Origin of the sequence: Streptomyces sp. NBC_00091, assembly GCF_026343185.1 — a bacterium.
Classification (GTDB): domain Bacteria; phylum Actinomycetota; class Actinomycetes; order Streptomycetales; family Streptomycetaceae; genus Streptomyces.
The window spans coordinates 552,528-575,152 of record NZ_JAPEMA010000001.1 but is presented as its reverse complement, the minus strand read 5'-3'; the positions used below and the strand labels follow the sequence as shown (position 1 = coordinate 575,152).

Genomic DNA, 22,625 nt, shown 5'->3' with positions numbered 1-22,625 from the left:
CGTGCGTCACCCCCATGATCAGCGGGTGGCAGGACCATCCGACCCCACACGTGGAGAGTTCCGGTCAATGAAGATCCGTATGCGTACGTCCCTGGTCGCGGGGGTCCTCACCCTCGGCGCCGTGATCCCGCTCCTGACCGCCTGCGAGCAGTACGACGAGGCGGACTCCAAGTCCTACGACGTCAGCGAAAAGGCCACCAGCGTGACCGTCGACTCCGGCGGCGGCGACGTCCAGGTCGTCCACGGTGACGGCGAAGCGGTCACCGTGACCGAGGAGGCCAAGTACTCCTCGGGCAAGAAGCCCAAGACGGAACACTATGTGACGGACGGCAAGCTCACGCTGAAGGTGGGAACCGACTGCCGCGACGGCGTGTCCGACGCCGACTGCTCGGTCAACTACAAGGTGCGGGTGCCGAGCGGCGTGGCCGTCACGGTGCGCAGCGGCGGCGGCACCGTCGGACTCACCGGAGTCACCGGAGCCGTGGACATCAGCTCGGGCGGCGGCGAGGTCAAGGCCAAGGGCCTGACGGCGCCCAAGCTCAAGGCGGTCTCCAGCGGCGGCGCCATCGACGTCAACTGGGTCAAGGCGCCCGACGACGTCAACGTCGAGGCCAAGGGCGGCAACGTCACGGTGCGCGTCCCGGACGACAGCTACAACGTCTCGGCCAACACCTCCCTGGGCTCGGAGAAGGTGGAGGTGAAGTCGAGCTCCACCGCTGAGCGCAGGATCGTCGCCCACACCTTCGCCGGAGACGTCAAGGTCCTCGTCGCCGGCTGACGGCGGTAGTCCTCGCCCAGAACAATCTGGAGAATCCTCTTCATGCTGAACATCGCCTGGTCCACACTGCGGAGCCGATGGTCCGCCTTCACCGGGACCTTCATAGCGCTGATGCTCGGAGCGGCGCTGCTGTCCACGATGGGGGTCGTGCTCGCGGCGAGCGTCACCTCCTCGCAGCACGGCCCCGGCCGGCTCGCCCAGGCGCCGCTCATCGTCCGGGCCGAGCCCGACCTGAGCATGGCGGACCCCTGGGGAGGCACGCAGCGCGAGCCGCTGCTGCAGCCCCGGGGACTGCCGCCCGAGGTGGTCGCCGATCTCGCGGCCGTCGGCCGCGCCGTGCCCGACCGCACCTTCTACGCCCAGCTCGCGGGCGGCCCCGACGGCCGCCGCGGGCCCGCCCAGCAGATCGGCCACCCCTGGTCCTCCGCCGAGTACGGCGGCTACCGCCTGGTCGACGGTGCGGCGCCCGCCGCCCCGGACCAGGTGGCCGTGCCCCGCGCCGCCGGGGTACGTACGGGACAGCAGGTGACCGTGCTGACCCAGGCCGGCCCGCGCCCCTTCACCGTCTCCGGCGTCACCGACGACGTCTCCTTCGAGTCCGCGCTGTTCTTCTCCGACGAGCAGGCCGCCGCGCTCTCCCCGCGCGTCGACGCCCTGGTCAGCTACGGGGACGAGGACCGCGTCCGCACCGCCCTCAAGGGCCGCGGCCAGGTGCTCTCCGGCGACGACCGGGCGCAGGCCGATCCCCGGGCCCACGCCGACGAGGTCGCCCTGATCGGCGTCACCACCATGCTCGGCATGGCGACCGGAGTCGCCTCCTTCGTCGCCGTGTTCGTCGTCGGCACCACCTTCGCCTTCTCGGTGGCCCAGCGCCGCCGGGAGCTCGCCGTGCTCCGTGCGAACGGGGCCACCCCCGTCCAGGTGGGCAAGCTCGTCCTCGCCGAGGCCGCCCTGGTCGGCGTCCTGGCCGCCGGCACCGGCAGCCTGCTCGGCCTCGTGGGCGGCCCGCTGCTCGCCGGCCGGATCACGGCCTGGGGGCTGGCCCCCGCGTGGTTCGAGGTCGAACTGGGCTGGAGCAGCCTCCTGGTGCTCTTCCTCGCCTTCGTGATCGGCGTGGTCCTCGCCGTCCTCGGCTCCGGAGTCGCCGTCGTACGCGCCGGACGCATCCGGCCGCTGGAGGCGCTGCGCGAGTCGGTCGTCGACAAGCGCGCCATGAACGTCGTGCGCTGGCTCCTGGGGATCGCCGCCCTCGGCGTCGGCGGGCTGCTGCTCGCGGCGACCCCGCTGCTGCCGCCCGCGTACTGGGGCGACATCACGCCCATGGCGGCCCCCGCGCTGATCCTGGCGGGTGCGCTGCTGTGCCCGGTGGTCATCCCCTTCCTCGCCCGGATCGCCACCGCCCCCTTCGTCCTGCTGCGCGGGGCCGTCCCGCTGCTGGTGCACGCCAACACCGTGACCGCGCTGCGCCGTACCGCCGCCACCGCCGCCCCCGTGCTGATCACCGTCGGCCTGTTCTCCGCCCTGTGGAGCACCTCCGGCACCCTCAGCGGGGTGGCGCGGAGCGAGGCGTACGAGCGGGTCCGCACCAGCGACTACGTCGTCGCCCCCGACCACGCTCCGGGCCTCGGCCAGGACGTGCTGGACAAGGTGAAGGCGGTGCCCGGCCTCGAGACCGCCGCCACCGTGCGCACCGGGATCTACACCGTTCCGGGCGCCAACCTGCTGGTCTTCCCGGCCGGGGCGCCGATGCTGCCCTACACCGCGCTCAGCGTGGACCCCAAGGCGATCGGCAGCCTGCTCACCCTCCCCGTGGTGGAGGGTGACCCGGCGAAGCTGGACGACGGCTCCATCGTGGTCGACGAGACCTGGAACCGCAGTGCCGGCGAGACGGTCACGGTCTGGCTGGCCGACGGCACCGAGACCCAGCTGAAGGTCGCCGCCGTGATGAAGGCCAGCTCCGGCGCCGGCGGGGCGGTCCTCTCGCCCAAGTACGCGGGACGCGGCATGCCCGACGCGGTCTTCGCCAAGGTCAGGGAGGGCGCCGACCGGGGCGCCGCCGAGCAGGCCCTGGCCGCGGCCACCAAGGGCACCGCGGCCCGTGCCGTGCCCATCGAACGGTTCACCGCGGCGGTCGACGACACCATCAACGAGCAGACCCGGCTGGCCCTGCTGATCGTCGGCGGGATCGCGATGCTCTACACCGGGGTCGCGGTCGCGAACACCCTCGTCATGTCCACCGGTCAGCGGGCGCGTGAACTGGCCGTCCTGCGTCTGGGCGGCGCCACCCCGCGGCAGCTGCTGCGGATGGTGGCCGGGGAGAGCCTGCTGGTGGTCGCCGCCGGTGTGCTGATGGCCGCCGCCGTGGTCGCGCTCAACCTGGCCGGACTGTGGGCGGGGCTGAGCCGGCTGGTGGTGAGCACCGAGGTCACCGTCCCCGCACTGCCCTTCGCGGCGACGGCCGCCGCCTGCGCCGTCGTGGCACTGCTGGCCACCGTCATCCCCGCCTGGGTGGCGCTGCGCACGCCCGCGGTGCGGCTCACGGCGACGGAGTGACAAGGTCCGGCGCGCGCCGGACCGCAGGAATCGAGAGCGGCGGCCCCCTTCGCGGGGGCCGCCGCTCTCTTTCCTGTGGCCTGATCAACTGACAGGAATTGACTTGAAATCAAGGTGATTCTCAGCCATTTATAGGCCGGTCATAGCTCCGAATCGCACACTTTCTCCATGAGCTCACCCAGAGCTCGGTCCCAGAAATGTGGAGGCAGGCATGAGCGCGATCAGATCCGGTGTGGAGCTGAGCCCGGAGAGAAAGGAGCAGATCAAGGCGATCGTCTGCGAGGTGCTGGAGGTGGACCCCGCCGAGGTCCTCGACAGCACCCTCTTCGTGGAGGAGCTCGACGCGGACTCGCTGCGCACCATCGAGATGCTCGCCGATCTGGAGCGGACCCTGGGCATCGATCTGGCCGACGCGCCGATCGAGGGCATGGTCAACCTGGACGGCGTCTACGCCGTCGTCGCGGAGTCCGAAGCGAAGTGACCGCCGGCCAGCGGGCGGACGGCCGGCGGGTCGTGGTCACTGGGATGGGCGCGGTCACGAGCCTTGGCACAGGAGTCCCCGACTTCGCCGACTCACTGCGCGCGGGGCGCAGTGGCATCGGCCCCCTCAAGGCATTCGACCCCACCGGCTTCGCCCACGGCAACGCGGGCGAAGTCGGTGACTTCGAAGCTGCGGACTGGTTCCGCAGAGCTGACCCGCAGGAATACGGAAGGGCCGCCCAGTTCACCGTGGCGGCCACCAGGCAGGCGACTCAGGACGCCGGCCTCGGGGACGAGGAACTGCGCGCACGCCGGGTACTCGTCTCCATCGGCACCACCGACGGAGGCACGCGCGACCTCGACCGCCTCGCGGAACTCCGCTTCAACACGGGGGAGATCACGCACGACCCGCACATCGCCCGCAAGACGGGGGCCGAGCGCCTCTCCGACGCCGTCGTCGACGAACTCGCCCTCGAGGACGTCGAGTCGGTCACCGTGCCCGTGGCCTGCGCCGCCGGGAACTACGCGGTGGGACAGGGCGTCGACGCCCTGCGCTCGGGCGAGTGCGAAGTGGCCTTGTGCGGCGGCGCGGACGCGCTCACGCGCAAGACCTTCGCGGGCTTCTACCGGCTCGGCGCGATGGCGCCGGACCTGTGCAGGCCCTTCGACACCGGCCGCAGCGGCATGCTGGTCGGCGAGGGCGCCGGGATGTTCGTCCTGGAAACCCTCGAATCGGCGCTCGCGCGCGGCGCCCGCATCCACGCCGAAGTGCTCGGCTACGGGCTCAGCTGCGACGCGTCCCACCCGGTGGCACCGGACCGGGACGGCGTGGCCCGCGCGGTGGCGGCCGCACACCGTGACGCCCGCGTGACGGGCGGACAGATCGACTACATCTGCGCGCACGGCACCGGCACGAAGGCCAACGACAAGGTCGAGACCGCCGCCCTGCGCGATGTCTTCGGCCCGGAGCTGCCGCCCACGGCCGGGATCAAGTCCATGCTCGGACACAGCATGGGGGCCGCCAGCGCGCTGGGAGCCATCGCCTGCGTCCTGGCCATGAACGAACGGTTCCTGCCGCCGACCGTCAACCACCGGGAGACCGACCCGGAGTGCGCCGTCGACTGCGTGCCCAACGTCTCGGTCGCCGCCGAGCCGAGGATCACCCAGAACAACGGCATGGCGTTCGGCGGCAACAACGCCGTACTGGTCCTTGGCCGTTACGACGGTCCCGGACCGGAGGCTCCGCCAAAGGAGGGGACATGACGTCCGACGCATCCGGGCAACCGGTGATCTCCGCCTGGTCGGCCCTCTCGCCCTGGGGGGAGGGAGCCGCCGCCTTCCGCGAAGGCCTGGGCACGGGCCGGGAGGCGCTCTCCGTCGTCGACAGCGAGTTCCGGCCCGGGACATCGCTCCGCGCCGGCATCGTGCCGGGCGTCCGGATGGAGTACGCCGGCACCCGCGGCGTGCGCTCCCTGGACCGGCTCACCAGGCTCACCCTGCTGCTCAGCGGACTGCTCCTGGACGACCAGGGAGGCTCGACGGGCACCGAACCGGAGGACACCGGAATGGTGTTCGCCACCTCGGGGAGCGCCAAGTCGGGCCTGGACTTCACCACGGCCTCCTACGCCGAGGCGAAGCCCTTCCACGTCGACCCGTCCCGCTTCCCGTCCACGGCGGCCAACTGCGCGGCCAGCCGCAGCGCCATCTGGTACGGGCTCAAGGGACCCAACACCACCCTCACCGGCGGCGACGTCGGCGGCCTCCTCGCCCTGGCCCAGGCGGGCAGACTGCTGCGCCAGGGCCGGGCCGAGGTGCTGCTCGCCGGGGCCGGAGAGGAGTACACCGAGGACCGGGTCCTGCTGGAGGACGCCCTGCGGGGAGGACCGGGGCAGGCCCCGCCGCTCGCCGAGGGCGGGGCCCTGTTCCTGCTGGAGAGCGCCGAGGGGGCCGCGGCCCGCGGCCGTACCCCGCTGGCGGTGCTGCGGGGATCACGCTTCAGGGCCTACCACCCGGAGCGGGGCGGGAGCGCGGGGCAGGCACTGCTGCGCTGCGTCACCGACCTGCTGGGGGAGACCGGGACGGACCCGGGGGCCATCGGCCTCACCGTCTCCTCGGACCCCTCCGGGCCGCTGGGCGCGCAGGAGGACGCCGCGCTGGCCGAGGTGTTCGCACGAGCCGGAGCACAGGCGGGAGCCGGAGCCGGAGCACGAGCCGGAGCCCCGGCCCGGCGGATCGCCCCGGCCCACCGCATAGGCCACGGCGGCAGCGCCGCCTCCGCCTTCCAGACGGCGGCCGCCCTCGCCGCCGACGGGGAGGGGCCCCTGCGGGCACCCGTACTGATCACCTCGGTGGAAGAAGGCCGCGTGGGCGCCACCCTGCTGGGCCGGCCCGCCGGCTGAACCGAGCACGACGCGATCCGCCCGGCCGAAGCGACGACAACACCAACAGGAAGAGGTAGACATGAGCGAGACCGGGAACCGTCCGGTAGCGCTGGTCAGTGGCGGATCGCGCGGCATCGGCCGCGCGGTCGTACTCAGGCTCGCCCGCGACGGACGCGACGTCGCCTTCTGCTACGCCTCGGACCACGAGGCCGCCGAGACGGCCGCCAAGGAGGCCCGAGAGCTCGGAGCCACCGTCCTGGTGCGCCGCGTGGACGTCACCGACCGCGCGGCGGTCAAGGAGTTCACCGAGGAGACCGAGCGCACGCTCGGCCCCGTGGACGTCCTGGTCACCGCCGCCGGGATCATCCGCGACGCACCGCTCGTACGGATGTCCGACGAGCAGTGGGACCAGGTCCTGCGCACCAACCTGGACGGCACCTTCAACTTCTGCCGTGCGGTGACCTATTCGATGATGCGCCGGCGCACCGGCGCCATCGTCACCCTGTCCTCCGTCGCCGGGGTGCACGGCAACGCCAGCCAGGCCAACTACTCGGCCTCCAAGGCGGGCATCATCGGCTTCACCAAGGCCCTCGCCAAGGAGGCCGGCCGCAGCGGCCTGCGGGCCAACGTGGTCGCCCCCGGCCTGATCGAGACCGACATGACCGCCGGGCTCTCCGAGAAGGTCACCAAGGAGATCCTCGGCTCGATCCCGATGCGCCGCCTCGGCCGGCCCGAGGACGTCTCCGACCTGGTGGCCTTCCTCGCCTCCCCGCAGGCCGCCTACATCACCGGGCAGGTGGTCCAGGTGGACGGGGGGCTGGCCTGGTGACCCCCGTACGCCAGCTCAGCGCGGCGCAGCGCTCGCTGTGGACCGCCTACCGGATGGCCCCCGGCGGCTCCGCCTACAACATGATCCTCACGCTGCGCGTCCGCGGCCCCCTCGACACCGGCCTGCTGGGCCGCGCCGTCGAGCAGGTCGCCCTGCGCCACGAGGTACTGCGCTCCCTCTTCGACGAGGTCGACGGGGTGCCCGTACGGCTGCCGCAGGACACCCCGCCGGCCCGGCTGGAGGTGGTCGACGTACCCGGCGCCTCCGAGGAGGAGCTGCGGGCCCTGGCGCGGGAGGCCAACCAGCGCCCCTTCGTCCTGGAGCGCGAGGGGCCCTTACGGGTCGTGCTCTACCGGCGCACCGAGGGGGACTTCGCGCTGTCCACCGCCGCGCACCACATCGCCGGCGACTTCACCTCGTACTGGCTGCTGCTCAGCGAGCTGTTCGCCTTCTACCGCGCCCTGGCGGCCGGGGAGGAGCCCGCGCTCGCGCCGCTCAGCCGCCCCTACGAGGAGTACGTCGCCGACGAGGCCGCGCACCCGGACACCCCGGCCGGGCAGCGTGACCGGGCCTACTGGTCCGGGATCCTCACCGGGGCCACCGCCACCGAACTCGCCACCGACCGGCCCCGGCCGGCCGTCCCGCGGCACCGCGGCGGCACCGTCGACCTGGACCTCGCCCCCCTCTCCGACGACCTCCAGCGGGCCGCCAAGTCCGTCGGCGTGCGCACCTTCCCGCTGCTGGTGGCCGCCTACCAGGCCGTCATCGCGGGCTGGACGGGGGAGGGCGAGGTCCTGATCGGCACTCCGGCCAGCACCCGCACCCGCTTCGACCGCACCGTCTTCGGCTGCTACCTCAACACCATCCCGGTCCGTACCCGGACCGGTTCCGGTACCACCTTCGCCTCCCTCGCCGCGGAGACCGGCAGACAGCTGCTCCAGGGCATGCGCCACGCCCGGCTGCCCAGCGTCGAGGCCAGGCCGCAGGGCCGGGGGCCGCTGGTGCGGATGGGGGCGCTGCTGCTCCAGATGGACGGGCTGGACGCGGAGTTCCCGCAGCCGGCGCCCGGCCGGGACGAGGGAGAGCCCGCCCGGTTCTGCGGGCTGAGCGTGACCCGGCTCGCGGAGCCCAACCAGGAGGGGCAGCTGGACCTGATGCTGACCCTGCACCAGGGGGTGCACGGGCTGGTGGGCGTCCTCACCTACGACAGCGACCTCTTCGAGCCGCAGACGGTGGAGCGCTTCGCGCGCTGCTACGAGCGCTTCCTGAGGGCCGCGGCGGACGACCCCGGCCGGGCGATCGGCGAGGTGCCGCTGACCGCCGAGGACGACCTCGAGGCCCTCCTGGCCCTGGGAGGCGGCTGGTGACACCCCCCGGGCGGTGACACCCCCGCCCGGTGACGACCCCGGCCGCCCGGGCCGGCGCCCGGGGACGGCCTGAAAGGGAAGCGAAATCAAGCCGATAGCCCCGGCTCCTACGGTCTTCGACGGGTGCGGAAAAGCCTTCCGCACCCGACACGGACCGAGGAGCCGGGGTGGATTTCAGCCTTTTCTATTTCGCCAACGACAGTGATGAATCGGGTGACGCGGGGCGCTACCAACTGCTGATGGACGGCGCCCGCTTCGCGGACGAGCACGGCTTCACGGCCGTCTGGACGCCCGAGCGCCACTTCCACCGTTTCGGCGGCCTCTACCCCAACCCGGCCGTCACCGGGGCCGCGCTCGCCGTCGCCACCGAGCGGGTCATGATCCGGGCGGGCAGCGTCGTCGCCCCACTGCACCACCCGCTGCGGATCGCCGAGGACTGGTCGGTCGTCGACAACCTCTCGGGCGGCCGCGTCGGCATCTCCTTCGCCTCGGGCTGGCACCCCGCCGACTTCGTGATGCGCCCGGACGGCTACGAGGACCGCCGCGAGGTGATGGACGAGACCGTCGAGACCGTACGTGCCCTGTGGCGCGGCGAGTCCCTGACCCTGCCCGACGGCAAGGGCCAGCCGGCCGAGGTGAAGGTCTTCCCGCCGGCCGTCCAGCGGGAACTGCCCTTCTGGATCACCAGCGCCGGCAGCGTCGACACCTTCCGCAAGGCGGGCGCCCAGGGCGGTGGCATCCTCACGCACCTGCTCAGCCAGGACATCGACGAACTCCGCGTCAAGATCGCCGCCTACCGCGAGTCCTACCGGGAGCACCACGGGACGGACGGCGAGGGCCGCGCCGGACACGTCGTCCTGATGCTGCACACCTTCCTCGGCCCCAGCACCGACGAGGTGCGCGAGCTGGTGCGCGGCCCGCTGTCGGAGTACCTCAAGACCTCCTTCGGGCTGATTTCGGGCTCCATCAGCAAGAAGCCCGGCACCTTCGACTCCGCCGAGATCCAGGACGCCGACGTCGACTTCCTCGTCGAGCGCGGCTTCGCCCGCTTCTTCGAACGCCAGGGCATGTTCGGCACCGTCGAGCAGGGCGAGCGCGTCGTGGAGCTGCTGGGGCAGACGGGCGTCGACGAGATCGGCTGCCTCGTGGACTTCGGTGTCAGCACCAAGCAGACCCTCGAGAGCCTCGAGTTCCTGGCCCGGCTGAAGGACCGCTGCGGCTCCTGACCGGGGCCGCGGCCGACACCGCGGACCCGCCCCGACCGTATGGGCCCCATATAGCCGTACCCAGAACAGTTGTTCTGGGCGTAGGCCGCGCAGCCGGCCGCCACTTCTCACCCTTTCGACTTCTCATCCTTTCGACAAGGAGCAATTCCCCATGAGCGAGAGCCAGAACGACGAGCGCGCCTACCGCGTGGTCCGCAACGACGAAGAGCAGTACTCGATCTGGTGGGCCGACCGCGACCTCCCCGCCGGCTGGCACGCCGAGGGCACCGAGGGCCCCAAGGACGCCTGCCTCCAGCGCATCGAGGAGATCTGGACCGACATGCGCCCGCTGAGCCTGCGCCGCCGCATGGAGCGGGACCAGGCGCTCATCGGCATCTGATCCCCCGACCGCGCCGGCCCGGGATTCCCCCCTTGGGCCGGCGCTCCCATTTCCTTCACCTCGCCTCCCCCCTTTGTCTCCGTTCGGCCGCAGCTGTCCAGTAGAGGAATTCCACGATGACCACGCAGATACGTCAGGACGATGTAACCGACATTCATCTCGCGACCCTCGCCGAGGTCGTCGCCCGGCGGGCTGCGTGGACCCCGGACGCCACCGCCGTCCTCACCGCGGACGGCGCGGCCCACACCTACGCCGACCTGGACGCCCGTGCGCGCCGCCTCGCGGAGCTGCTGCGCCGCCGAGGCGTCGTACGGGAGTCCCTGGTCGGCGTCCACCTGCACCGCGGCCTCGACCTCGTCGTCACCCTCCTGGCCGTCTGGAAGGCCGGCGCCGCCTACGTGCCGCTGGAGCCGTCCCTGCCGGCCGAGCGGCTGGAATGGATGGCGGGGGACGCGGACCTCACCCTCCTGGTGACCGCCACCGCCACCGGGGACACCCTCTTCGGGGTGCCCGCCGTCGGCCTCGCCGAGCAGCGCGAGACCCTCGCCGCCCTGCCCGCCGACGCCCCGGACACCTACGCCGAACCGGACGGCGTCGCCTACGCCGTCTACACCTCGGGCTCCACCGGCCGCCCCAAGGGCGTCCTGGTCACCCACGAGGGCATCGCCAACCGCGTGCAGTGGAGCGTGCGCGAGCACGGCATCGCCGCCGGGGACCGTGTCCTGCAGAAGACCACCACGGGCTTCGACGCCGCCGCCTGGGAGGTCTTCGCCCCCCTCGTCAGCGGCGCCACCCTGGTCCTCGCGCCCGTCGGCGCCGAGCGCGACCCGGCCGCCCTGGTGGCCTCCGCCGCCGAGCACGACGTCACCGTCCTCCAGGTCGTCCCCTCCGTGCTGCGCCTGCTCGTCGACGAGCCCGGCTGGCAGGACATCACCACCCTGCGCCTGCTGTTCTCCGCCGGCGAGCCGCTGCACGCCGAGCTGTGCCGCCGCGCCCTAGCCCGGACCGGCAGCGACGGCCTGCACATCTGGAACACCTACGGTCCCACCGAGTGCTCCATCGACATCACCGCGCAGCCCTACGACACCGAGCAGGCGAGCGGCCCCGTCCCCATCGGCCGCCCCCTCGACGGCATGCGCGTCCTCGTCCTCGACGGCAACGGCCGCCCCGTCCCCGTCGGCGTGCCCGGCGAGCTGTACGCCGCCGGCGCGGGCGTGGCCCGCGGCTACCTCGGCCGGCCCGGCCTGACCGCCGAACGCTTCGTCCCCGACCCGTACGGTCCCCCCGGATCCCGCCTCTACCGCACCGGCGACCTCGTGCGCTGGCGCACCGACCGCACCCTGGAGTACCGCGGCCGCGCCGACGACCAGGTCAAGGTCAACGGGGTCCGCATCGAGCCCGGCGAGGTCGCGAGCGCCCTGCTCGAACACCCGCAGACCGAAGCGGCCGTGGTCGTCGCCGCCCCCGCCCCCGGCGGCGGACACCGCCTCGTCGCCTACACCGTCACCGCCGACGGCCGCGCCCCGCAGGACTGGCGCGGCTTCCTCGCCGCCCGGCTGCCCGCGGCCCTGGTGCCCGCCCAGCTGATCCCGCTGACCGGGCTGCCGCTCACCGCCAACGGCAAGGTCGACCGCGGGGCGCTGCCCGACCCGGCCCCCGAGCTGCACGCCGGGCCCGCCGACCGGGTGGCACCGCGTACCGAGGAGGAGCGGGCCGTCGCCCAGGTGTGGACCCGTCTCCTCGGTGTCGCCGAGCCCGCGGTCCACGACGACTTCTTCCAGCTCGGCGGGACCTCCCTCGTCCTGACCCGGCTCGCCGCAGGACTGCGCGAACTGTCCGGCGGGGAGATCGAACTCGCCGCCCTCTTCACCGCCTCCACCCTGGAGGCCCAGGCCCGGCTGCTCGCCGAAGCCTCCGCCGACCGGCCGATCGTGTCCGTACCCCGCGACGGGGTGCTCCCGCTCTCCTTCGGCCAGCAGCGCCTCTCCTTCCTCGACCAGCTCAACCCCGGCGGCTCCGAATGGGTCTCGCCGCTCCTGATCACGCTGCCCGAGGGCGCCCGTACCGAACACGTCCAGCAGGCCCTGGACCTCCTGGAAGCGCGCCACGAGGCGCTGCGCACCCGCTTCCCCGCCGACGCCGCCGAGCGCGGACCGCGCATCGCGGAGCCGGCCGCCGTGGCGCTCACCGAGACCACCATCGCCCGCTCCGGCCTCGGCGACCTGCTCGCCGACCGCTTCGCCCAGGGCTTCGACCTCGCGGACGGCCCGCTGTGGCGCGCCGCCCTCGTCCGCTTCGAGGACGGCGCCCCGCTCCTCGTGGTCACCATCCACCACATCGCCTGCGACGGCTGGTCCTCGGTGATCCTGGAGCGCGAGTTCACCGAGCTGCACACGCGGCTGGCGGCCGGCCTCGCCCCGCAGCTGCCCGAACCCACCCACGGCTACGTGGACTACGCCGCCTGGCAGCGCGGCCGCCTCACCGACGAGCGCCTCGCCGCGGACCTCGCCCACTGGCGCGAGGCCCTCGCCGGCCACACCCCGCTGGCGCTGCCCACCGACCACCGCCGCCCCGCCGAGCGCGACCACCACGGCGCCGTCGTCCCGCTGACCATCCCCGCCTCCGTGGCGCGGCCGCTGACCGAACTGGGCCGCACGCACGGCGCGACCCTCTTCATGACCCTGCTCACCGCCTTCGCGACACTCCTCGCACGGCACAGCGGCGAACACGACGTGGTCGTGGGAACCCCCGTCGTCGGCCGCACCCGGCCCGAGACGGAGAACCTCGTCGGCTTCTTCCTCAACTCGCTGCCGCTGCGCTGCGACCTGAGCGGCGGCCTCACCTTCGCCGAAGCGCTCGACCGGGTCCGCGCCACCACCCTCGAGGCCTTCGCCCACCAGGAACTCCCCTTCGACCGGCTGGTCGAAGAGGTCCAGGAGGGCCGCGACCCGTCCCGCACCCCCGTCTACCAGGCCGCCTTCGACCTGCTCGACGCGGAACTCACCACCGCGGGCGTCGACTTCACCGACCTGGCCGACCTCGCCGGCTCCTGGCGCATCGCCAAGACCGACCTCAGCCTCTTCCTGCGGCCCCGCCACGACGGCGCCGTCGCGGGCGTCCTGGAGTTCGCCACCTCCCTCTTCGAGACCGCCACCGTCGAGCGGCTCGCCGGCCGGCTGCTGCGCCTGATCGAGCAGGCCGTCCAGGCCCCGGACACCCGCCTCGCCGACTTCGACCTGCTCACCGCCGGTGAACGCCACCGCCAGCTCGTCGAATGGAACGAGGGCGCCGGACAGACCGTCGCCGACCCGGCCGACGTCACCGTCCTGGAACTCTTCGAGGCGCGGGCCGCACAGGACCCCGGGGCGATCGCGCTCACCGGCGCCCGCGAGATGACCTTCGGCGCCCTCGACGGCGCCGCCAACCAGCTCGCCCACCGGCTGCGCGGCTCCGCCGCCTCCACCGAGTCGGTCGTCGGCGTCCTCCTCGACCGGGGCCCCGAGCAGCTCACCGCCTTCCTCGCCGCCTGGAAGACCGGCGGCGGCTACCTGCCCCTCGACCCCGAACACCCCGCCGAGCGGATCGCCGCGATGCTCGCCGACGCGGGCGCCGGCGTCCTGGTCACCTCGGCCGAGCACGGTGCCCGCCTCGCCCCGGTCTTCCCCGGCGAACTCGTCGTCGTGGACCGGGACCACGACCTCCTGGGCGCCCTGCCCACGAGCCCGCCGCCGCGCCGCCTCGACCCGCGCGCCACCGCCTACGTCATCTTCACGTCCGGCTCCACCGGCCGCCCCAAGGGCGTCCGCGTCGAGCACCGGGGCCTGGCCAACCACGTCGCCTGGGCCGCCCGCGACCTCGCCGCGCGCGGCAGCGGAGGCGCCGCCCTCTTCTCCTCCACGGCCTTCGACCTGGTCGTGCCCAACCTGTACGCCGCCCTCGTCGCCGGACAGCCGCTCCACCTGCTGCCCGCCGACCTCGACCTCGCCCACCTCGGCGCGGCCCTCACCGCACACGCCCCCTACAGCTTCCTCAAGCTGACCCCCGGGCACCTGGAGATCCTCTCCCAGCAGCTCACCGACGAGCAGGCCGCCGGCCTCGCCGAGGTGGTCCTGGTCGCGGGCGAGGCCTTCCCCGGCGAAGCGGCCTCCCGCTGGCTGACGCTCCTCGGACCCGGCCGCCTCGTCAACGAGTACGGCCCCACCGAATGCTCCGTCGGCACCTGCGTCCACCCCGTCGACGCCCCCGTCGAGGGCACCGTCCCGATCGGCCGCCCGCTGCCCGGCCTGTCCATGTACGTCCTGGACGGCGAGCTGCGCCCCGTACCGCTCGGCGCGGTCGGCGAGCTGTACGTGGGCGGCACCGGCGTCGGCCGCGGCTACACCGGCCGGCCCGCCCTGACCGCCGAACGCTTCCTGCCCGACCCCTACGGAGCACCCGGCGACCGCTTCTACCGCAGCGGCGACCTGGCCCGCCAGCTCCCCGACGGCACCGTCGAGTTCCTCGGCCGCATCGACCACCAGATCAAGATCCGCGGCCACCGCATCGAACCCGGCGAGATCGAAGCCGTGCTCACCGCCCACCCCGCCGTCCGGGAGGCGGTCGTCCTGGCCGGCCGCGCACTCACCGCCTACGCCGTGCCCGCCGACGGGAGCCGGCTGCCCGACAGCGCCGAACTCACCGCGCACTGCGCCCGCACCCTGCCCGAATACATGATCCCCTCGGCGTTCGCCGAGCTCACCGCCATCCCCCTCACCGCCAACGGCAAACTCGACCGCGCCGCCCTGCCCGACCCGGCCGCCGACGCCGGACAGGCCAAGGAACGCACCGCCCCCCGGGACATCGTCGAGGAACGCATCGCCGCCATCTGGACCGGACTCCTCGGCGCCGAACCCGACATGGACGAGGACTTCTTCACCGGCGGAGGCAACTCCATCCTCGGCATCCGCCTGATCTCCGGCATCCAGAACGAATTCCAGGTCGCGCTGCCCCTGCGCGCCCTCTTCGAGGGCCCCACCGTGGCCCGTCTCGCCCGCGCCGTCGAGGCCCAGGTCCAGGCCGAACTCGACCGCCTCGAAGCCGCCGACGCACTCGCCACCTCTTCGCAGACGAAGGAGCAGTCCGCATGACCACCAGCGCCGAGCAGACCCCCACCAGCGAGCGGCTCCGCGCTGAACTGCTGCGCCGCCTCTCCGGCGGCAGCCGCACGGGCAGCAGCGCCGCGCAGCCCATGGCCATCCCCACCGCCGACCGGAGCCGGCCCCTGCTGCTCTCCCCGGGCCAGCAGCAGATGTGGTTCCTCCAGCGCCTGGAGCCCGACAGCCACGAGTACCTCGTGCCGCTCACCCTGCGCATCACCGGCCCCCTCGACGAGGACGCCCTGCGCCGCGCCGTCGACTCCGTCGCCGCCCGCCACGAGGTCCTGCGCACCCGCTACGACTTCCTCGCGGGCCAGCCGGTCCAGCTCGTCGACCCCGCCGGACCCGTGCCCTTCTCCACCGAGGACCTCACCGGCCTCCCCGAGGACACCCGCGAGGCCGAAGCCACCCGCCTCGCGGCCGGCCACGCCCGCCACGCCTTCGACCTGGCCACCGAATGGCCCCTGCGCGTCCACCTCGTACGGATCACCCCCGAGCACCACGTCCTCGCGCTGATCTTCCACCACATCGCCTGCGACGCCTGGTCCACCCAGATCTTCGCCCGCGACCTCAGCACCTACTACCGGGGCCAGACCCCCGCCGCCGCACTGCCCCTCCAGTACGCCGACTACGCCGACTGGCAGGCCGGGCGCACCACCGGCCCCGCCCTCCAGGCGCACCTCGACCACTGGCGCACCGCCCTCGACGGCATCGCCCCCCTCGAACTGCCCACCGACCGGCCCCGCCCCGCCGTGCGCGACACGGCGGGCGCCACCGCCCGCTTCGCCCTCCCCGACCCGCTCGGCGCACAGCTGCGGGACCTCGCCGCCACCCACCGCACCACCCTGTTCACGGTGCTGCTCACCGCCTACCAGGCCCTGCTCGCCAAGTACACCGGCGGCACCGACATCGCCGTCGGCACCGTGGTCTCCGGACGCGTCCGCCCCGAGCTCCAGCAGCTCATCGGCTACGGCATCAACAGCCTCGTCATGCGCGCCACCTGGGACGGGGACCCGCGCTTCGACGCGCTCCTGGACCGCAACCGCAGCGTCGTCCTCGACTCCTTCGACCACCAGGAGATGCCCTTCGCCCGGCTGGTCGACGAACTCCAGCCCGAACGCGACCTCTCCCGTACACCGCTGTTCCAGGCCGCCTTCACCCTCCACGAGTCCCGCACCGCCGCCTACGACCTGCCCGGCGCCACCGTCGAGCCCTTCGACGTACCGGCCTCCGTGGCCCGCTTCGACCTCCAGCTCCAGATCGAGGAGGCCCCGGACGGCTCCCTGCGCGGACAGTTCGAGTACGCCACGGCCCTCTTCGACGCGCCGACCGTGGAACGCTTCACCCGCCACCTGGTCCGGCTGCTGCACTCGATCGCCGCCACCCCCGCAGCCCGGCTGTCCGACCTGACCGTCCTCGAGGCCGGGGAACTGGCCGTCGTCGTGGACCGGCTGGACGCCGAGGACGCCGACGGACGCTTCGTCCACGAGGTGTTCGAAGCCCAGGCGGCCGCCACCCCCGACGCCGTCGCCGTCCTCGCCGACGGCGTCGAGCTCACGTACGCCGAACTCAACGCCCGCGCCAACCGCATCGCCCACCGGCTGCGCGCCCTCGGCGCCGGCCCCGATCAGCTCGTCGGCATCTGCGTCGAGCGCGGCGGCGAACTGCTGCCCTCGATCCTCGGCGTCCTCAAGTCCGGCGCCGGCTACCTCCCGCTGGACCCGGCCAACCCGGCCGACCGGCTCGGCTACGTGCTCGGCGACGCGCGAGCCCACGTCGTACTGACCGAATCCGCGCACGCTCCGATGCTGGAGGGCATCCATGACGGCCAGCTCGTCGTACTCGACCAGGAGCGCGGGACCGAGGAGTGGAGCGCTCTTCCGGACTCGAATCCGGCGCTGGCTGGTCACCCTGATCAGCTGATCTACGTCATCTACACCTCGGGCTCCACCGGCCGGCCCAAGGGCGTCTGCCTCAGCCACCGCAACGTCCTGCGGCTGCTCACCACGGCCTACCGCCACTACGGGTTCGCCACGACCGACGTCTGGCCGCTCTTCCACAGCTACGCCTTCGACGTGTCCGTCTGGGAGATGTGGGGCGCCCTGCTGCACGGCGGCAAGCTCGTGGTCGTACCCGCCGCCGTGACCCGCTCGCCCGACGAGTTCCTCGACCTGCTCGTGGACCAGCAGGTCACCGTGCTCAACCAGACCCCCTCCGCCTTCCGCTCCCTCGTCGGCGCCGCCGCCGACGGCGACGAGCGGATCGGCCGGCTGAAGCTCCGGGCCGTCGTCTTCGCGGGCGAGAAGCTCCAGGTCCCCGACCTCCAGCCGTGGGTGGACCGGCTCGGCCTCGACCGGCCGGCCCTGCTCAACATGTACGGGATCACCGAGACCACCGTCCACACCACCTACTACAAGGTGGGCCCGGCCGACCTCGCGGCCGACGCCGCCAACCCCATCGGCGTCCCCCTCGCCGACCTGCGCGTCCACCTGCTCGACGCGTGGGGACAGCCCGTACCCGTCGGCGTCTTCGGCGAGATCCACGTCGCGGGCCCGGGCGTCGCCCGCGGCTACCTCGGCCGCCCCGCGCTCACCGCGGAACGCTTCGTACCCGACCCGTACGGGCCGGCGGGCGCCCGCCTCTACCGCAGCGGCGACATCGCCCGCAGACTCGCCGACGGCTCACTGGAGTTCCTCGGCCGCGCCGACGGCCAGATCAAGATCCGCGGCTACCGCGTCGAACTCGGCGAGATCCAGGCCGCGCTGATGGAACTCGACGGGATCCGCGACGCCGTCGTCGTCCTGCGCGAGGACACCCCCGGCCAGAAGGAACTGGTCGCCTACACCGTTCTGGCCCCCGAGGTCTCCTACGAGCCCGCCGAACTGCGCGAACTCCTCGGCGCCGACCTGCCCTCCTACATGGTCCCGGCGGCCTTCGTCACCCTCGAACGGCTGCCGCTCACCACCAACGGCAAGCTCGACCGGCGCGCCCTGCCGGCCCCGGGCGGCGAGTCCCGCCGAGCCGGCGGCGCCTACACCGCCCCCCGCACACCCACCGAGGAGCGGCTCGCCGAGGTCTGGGCCGAGGTCCTCGGCGCGGACCGCGTCGGCGTCGACGACGGCTTCTTCGACCTCGGCGGAGACTCCATCCGCGCCGTCGCCCTCGTCGGCGCGGTCCGGGCGGCGGGATACGACATCGCCGTACGGGACGTCTTCGAGCACCGCACCGTCGCCCGCCTCGCCGAGCTGCTCACCGGACGCCCGGCCCCGGCCGTCGTCGCGGACCCCGTCCGGCCCTTCGCGCTCATCGGCGAGGCCGACCGGGCCCTGCTGCCCGACGGCGTCACCGACGCCTACCCGCTCTCGCAGGTCCAGGCGGGCATGGTGCTGGAGATGTCGGTCGACAACGGCCAGAACAACTACCACAACGTCACCAGCTTCCGGATCCGCGACGAGCGGCCCTACCAGCACTCCGCGCTGGTCGAGGCCGCCCGCCTCGTCGTCGCCCGCCACGAGGTCCTGCGCACCTCGCTCTCCCTCACCGGCTACTCGGTGCCGATGCAGCTGGTCCACGCGCACGCCGAGATGCCGGTCGGCCACCAGTCGCTGCGCGGGCTCGACGAGGCCGCGATCCGCGACGCCGTCCGCGCCTACACCGCCCGCGAGCGCGCCGACGTCTTCGACCTGTCCGTACCGACCCTGATGCGGCTGTTCGCACACGACACGGACAACGGCAGCTGGTGGCTGTCCATCACCGAGTGCCACCCCGTCCTCGAAGGCTGGAGCCACCACTCCCTCCTGATGGAGATCCTGCACGTCTACGGCGTCCTGCGCGACGGCGGCACCCCCCGGCAGGAGGCACTGCCCGAGATCCGGTTCGCCGACTTCATCGCGGCCGAGCTGGAGTCCCTGGAGGACGCCGAGGACCTGGCGTACTGGGGCCACGTGGTGGGGGAGTACGCCCCGCTCGAGGTTCCGGCCGGCTGGGGCGACGGCGAGGACGCCCCCCACACCACCCACCAGGCCGCGATCCCGACGCACGACCTGGAGGAGCGCCTGCGCGCCTTCGCCGGCCGGGCACACGTGTCGATGAAGAGCGTCATGCTGGCGGCCCACCTGAAGGTGATGAGCCAGCTGACCGGGGAGACGGCCTTCCACACCGGTCTGGTCTGCGACGCGCGCCCCGAACTCCTGGGCGCCGACCGGGTCTACGGCATGTACCTCAACACCCTGCCCTTCGCCTTCGACGTCGGCCGCTCCGCCACCTGGCGCGAGCTGGTCGGCCAGGTCTTCGCCGCCGAGGTCGCGCTGTGGCCGCACCGCCGGTTCCCGATGCCCGCCGTCCAGCGGCTCTCCGGCGGCCAGCAGCTGCTGCACGTGTACTTCAACTACCAGGACTTCCACCAGGTCGACACCGACCTGGTCGACCACGAGGCCGCGATCGACGACAGCCCGACGGAGTTCCCGCTGACGGTCTCCAGCCGCGGCGGCCACATCATCGTGACGGCCAACGGCCGTTGGGTGTCGGCCGCCAACGCGGAGCGGATCGCGGCGATGTACCGGCTGGTGCTGGAGGGTATGGCGGCGGACGGTGGGGGTGATGCCCGGGCGGTGTTGTTGCCGGCGGGTGAGCGGGAGCTGGTGCTGGACCGCTGGAACGTTTCTGTTACTGGGGTGCCGGCGGGTTGTGTGCCGGAGTTGTTCGCGGCTCGGGTGGCGGAGGCTGCGGGTGCGGTGGCGGTGACCTCGGGTGGGGTGTCGCTGTCGTATGCGGAGCTGGATGAGCGTTCTTCGCGGCTGGCGTCGCATCTGGGTTCGTTGGGTGTGGCTCCGGGTGATGTGGTGGGCGTGCTGCTGGAGCGTGGGGTGGAGCTGTTGGTGGCTCTGCTGGCGGTTCAGAGGGCGGGTGCGGCGTATCTGCCGATGGATGCCGGTCACCCGGTGGCCCGTCTGGCGGGGATCGTTGAGGACGCGGCTCCGCGGGTGCTGGTGACCCAGAGCTCCCTCTCCGGGACCGCGGCCGGGATCCACTCCGGCGTACGGGTCCTCGTGGACGTGGACGCGGAGGTCATCGCCACCGCCACGGTTCCGGGGCAGTGGGCTCCGGTCGATCCGGCGTCGGTGGCGTACGTGCTGTACACCTCGGGTTCGACGGGCCGGCCGAAGGGCGTGGCCGTCACGCACGGCGCTCTCGGCAACCTCCTGGTGGGTATCCGCCGGGTGCTGGGCGACGCCGAAGGTGTGGAGTCCTGGCTGGCGTCGACCTCGGTGTCCTTCGACATCTCGGGGCTGGAGCTCTACCTCCCGCTCATCGGCGGCCACCGCGTGGTGATCGCGGCCTACGGGCAGGACCTCGTGGAGCTCGTGGAGACCGAGCACCTCACCCACGTCCAGGCGACCCCCTCCGGCTGGAAGCTGCTGCTGGAGGCCGGGTTCGAGGGCGCGTCGGTGACGGCTCTGGTGGGTGGCGAGGCGCTGCCGGTGGCGCTGGCGCGTGAGCTGCGGGGCAGGGTTTCCCGTCTGGTGAACGTCTACGGTCCGACGGAGACGACGATCTGGTCGGCGACCTGGGAGGTCCCGGCGGAGCCGGCGGCGATCTCGATCGGTGCGCCGATCGACAACACCCAGCTGTACATCGTGGATTCGTTCATGGAGCCGGTTCCGGTCGGTGTGGTGGGCGAGCTGTGCATTGCCGGTGACGGTGTGGCGCAGGGTTACCTCGGCAGGGCGGATCTGACGGCGGAGCGGTTCGTCCCGGACCCGTTCGGTGCGGCGGGAACGCGTCTGTACAAGACGGGTGACCTGGTACGTCGTCTGGCGGACGGGGAGATCGAGTTCCTGGGCCGTACGGACCACCAGGTGAAGATCCGTGGATACCGGATCGAGCTGGGTGAGATCGAGTCGCGTCTGCTGGCCCACCCGCGGGTCAAGGACGCCGCGGTGATCGCCCGGACCGAAGAGTCGGGGGACACCTGGCTGGTCGCCTACCTCATCCCCGCCACCGGGGTCGAAGCGGTCGATCAGGGCGACGTACGGTCCTTCCTGCGCGAGGCCCTGCCGGACTACATGGTCCCCGGTGCCTTCGTGGAGCTGGAGGCCTGGCCCCTCAACACCGCCGGCAAGCTCGACCGCGCTTCACTGCCCGCCCCCGAGGCCTCTGCGCAGGCCGAGTACGTCGCCCCGCGCACGGAGGTGGAGGAGCGGATCGCCGAGGCCTGGGCCACGGCCCTCGGGCTGGAGCGGGTCAGCGTCGAGGACAGCTTCTTCGACCTCGGCGGCGACTCCATCCGCGCCATCGTCCTCGTCGGAGCCATCCGCTCGGCCGGATTCCAGGTGGCCGTCCAGGACGTCTTCGAGCACCGCACCGTCGCCGAACTGGCCCGGCACGTATCCGGCCAGGACGCCCCCGTCGAGGCCGTCGAACTCGTCCGGCCCTTCGCGCTGATCGGTGAGCTCGACCGCGAGATGCTGCCCGGAAGCGCCGTCGACGCCTACCCGGTCTCACAGGTCCAGCTGGGCATGCTCGTGGAGATGGCCCTCGGTGAGGAGCGTGCGGCGTACCACAACGTCGACGCCTTCCGGATCCGCGACGACCGCCCCTTCGACGCCACCGCCCTCCAGCGGGCCACCGACGAACTCGTCGCCCGCCACGAGGTGCTCCGCACCGGCTTCGACCTGACCGGGTACTCCGTCCCCCTCCAGGTCGTCCACGGCAGCGCGCCGGCGACCGCGGGCGTGGTCGACCTCACCGGCCTCGGCGAGGAGGCGCAGAAGGAGGCCGCCGCTGCCTGCGAGAACGAGCAGCGCGCCACCCCCTTCAACACGGCCGTCCCGCCGCTGATCCGGGTCAACGCCCTGGTCCGCGAGGGCGAGGACTGGCAGCTGGTCTTCACCCACGCCCACCCGATCCTGGAGGGCTGGAGCTACCACTCGCTCCTCACCGAACTCCTCGATCTGTACCGGGCGTTCCGGGACGGCCGGCGGCCGGAGCCGGCCGCCGGCGAGGGGAGCCGCTTCGCGGACTTCATCGCCGCCGAGCAGGAGTCGGTCAACTCCGGCATCGACCAGGCGTACTGGCAGGGGATCGTCGCCGACAACGCGTCGTTCTCCGTCCCGTCGGGCTGGGGCGACGAGTCCGTCGCCGAGGGCACCGCATTCCGCATCCCGATCCCGGTCCACGACCTGGAGGAGCGGCTGCGCGCCTTCGCGGGGCGTGCCCGCGTGTCGATGAAGAGCGTGCTGCTCGCCGCCCACCTGAAGGTGATGAGCCAGCTCACCGAGGAGACGGCCTTCCACACCGGCCTGGTGTGCGACACCCGGCCCGAACTGCCGGGCGCCGACCGCGTCTACGGCCTCCACCTGAACACCGTCCCGTTCGCCTTCGACGCGGGCCGGGCGGCCAGCTGGCAGGAGCTGGTGGCTCAGGTCTTCGAGCAGGAGACACAGCTGTGGCCGCACCGCCGCTACCCGCTCCCCGCCATCCAGCGGGACGCGGGAG

11 protein-coding genes (1 of these 11 only partly in view) are annotated in these 22,625 nt (G+C 72.9%); all 11 read left to right on the top strand.

Features of this window, described 5'->3' with window-relative positions:
* Positions 1-79 precede the first annotated feature (79 nt).
* Entirely contained in the window at positions 80-778 is a 699-nt protein-coding gene (locus OOK34_RS02340) for a DUF4097 family beta strand repeat-containing protein (protein WP_267032194.1), read from the top strand.
* 42 nt (positions 779-820) lie between these two features.
* A complete protein-coding gene (locus OOK34_RS02335; RefSeq protein ID WP_267032193.1) occupies positions 821-3,331 on the top strand; it encodes an ABC transporter permease in 2,511 nt (836 codons plus the stop codon).
* A gap of 211 nt (positions 3,332-3,542) precedes the next feature.
* Positions 3,543-3,812, top strand: a complete 270-nt coding sequence (locus OOK34_RS02330) for an acyl carrier protein (RefSeq protein ID WP_267032192.1) — start codon at positions 3,543-3,545, stop codon at positions 3,810-3,812.
* Between the two features lie 44 nt (positions 3,813-3,856).
* A complete protein-coding gene (locus OOK34_RS02325) occupies positions 3,857-5,074 on the top strand; it encodes a beta-ketoacyl synthase (protein ID WP_267036593.1) in 1,218 nt (405 codons plus the stop codon).
* Positions 5,071-6,210 (top strand): beta-ketoacyl synthase N-terminal-like domain-containing protein, encoded by a 1,140-nt coding sequence (locus OOK34_RS02320; protein WP_267032191.1) that lies wholly within the window; start codon positions 5,071-5,073, stop codon positions 6,208-6,210. The genes OOK34_RS02325 and OOK34_RS02320 overlap by 4 nt, the downstream gene beginning before the upstream one ends.
* Before the next feature lie 61 nt (positions 6,211-6,271).
* Positions 6,272-7,021, top strand: a complete 750-nt coding sequence (gene fabG / locus OOK34_RS02315) for a 3-oxoacyl-[acyl-carrier-protein] reductase (RefSeq protein ID WP_267032190.1) — start codon at positions 6,272-6,274, stop codon at positions 7,019-7,021.
* Entirely contained in the window at positions 7,018-8,388 is a 1,371-nt protein-coding gene (locus tag OOK34_RS02310) for a condensation domain-containing protein (RefSeq protein ID WP_267032189.1), read from the top strand. The genes fabG and OOK34_RS02310 overlap by 4 nt, the downstream gene beginning before the upstream one ends.
* 167 nt (positions 8,389-8,555) lie before the next feature.
* Positions 8,556-9,614, top strand: coding sequence for a MupA/Atu3671 family FMN-dependent luciferase-like monooxygenase (locus OOK34_RS02305; RefSeq protein ID WP_267032188.1), 1,059 nt, complete (start codon positions 8,556-8,558; stop codon positions 9,612-9,614).
* A 151-nt stretch (positions 9,615-9,765) separates the two neighbouring features.
* Positions 9,766-9,993: an MbtH family NRPS accessory protein gene (locus tag OOK34_RS02300; RefSeq protein ID WP_267032187.1), complete on the top strand. Its 228-nt coding sequence runs from the start codon at positions 9,766-9,768 to the stop codon at positions 9,991-9,993.
* Between the two features lie 116 nt (positions 9,994-10,109).
* Positions 10,110-15,119, top strand: coding sequence for a non-ribosomal peptide synthetase (locus OOK34_RS02295; RefSeq protein ID WP_267032186.1), 5,010 nt, complete (start codon positions 10,110-10,112; stop codon positions 15,117-15,119).
* Positions 15,116-22,625, top strand: the beginning of a protein-coding gene (locus OOK34_RS02290; protein ID WP_267032185.1) for a non-ribosomal peptide synthase/polyketide synthase. The gene runs 16,124 nt beyond the window's last position; 7,510 of the gene's 23,634 nt are visible here — the first part of the coding sequence; its start codon is at positions 15,116-15,118; the stop codon falls past the right edge of the window. Before OOK34_RS02295 ends, OOK34_RS02290 begins: the two co-directional genes overlap by 4 nt.

Excerpts from the sequence above, each read along its gene's own strand:
- OOK34_RS02340 (WP_267032194.1), top strand. The coding sequence starts at position 80 with ATGCGTACGTCCCTGGTCGCGGGGGTCCTCACCCTCGGCGCCGTGATC.
- OOK34_RS02335 (WP_267032193.1), top strand. The coding sequence starts at position 821 with ATGCTGAACATCGCCTGGTCCACACTGCGGAGCCGATGGTCCGCCTTC.
- OOK34_RS02330 (WP_267032192.1), top strand. The coding sequence starts at position 3,543 with ATGAGCGCGATCAGATCCGGTGTGGAGCTGAGCCCGGAGAGAAAGGAG.
- OOK34_RS02325 (WP_267036593.1), top strand. The coding sequence starts at position 3,857 with ATGGGCGCGGTCACGAGCCTTGGCACAGGAGTCCCCGACTTCGCCGAC.
- OOK34_RS02320 (WP_267032191.1), top strand. The coding sequence starts at position 5,071 with ATGACGTCCGACGCATCCGGGCAACCGGTGATCTCCGCCTGGTCGGCC.
- fabG (WP_267032190.1), top strand. The coding sequence starts at position 6,272 with ATGAGCGAGACCGGGAACCGTCCGGTAGCGCTGGTCAGTGGCGGATCG.
- OOK34_RS02300 (WP_267032187.1), top strand. The coding sequence starts at position 9,766 with ATGAGCGAGAGCCAGAACGACGAGCGCGCCTACCGCGTGGTCCGCAAC.
- OOK34_RS02295 (WP_267032186.1), top strand. The coding sequence starts at position 10,110 with ATGACCACGCAGATACGTCAGGACGATGTAACCGACATTCATCTCGCG.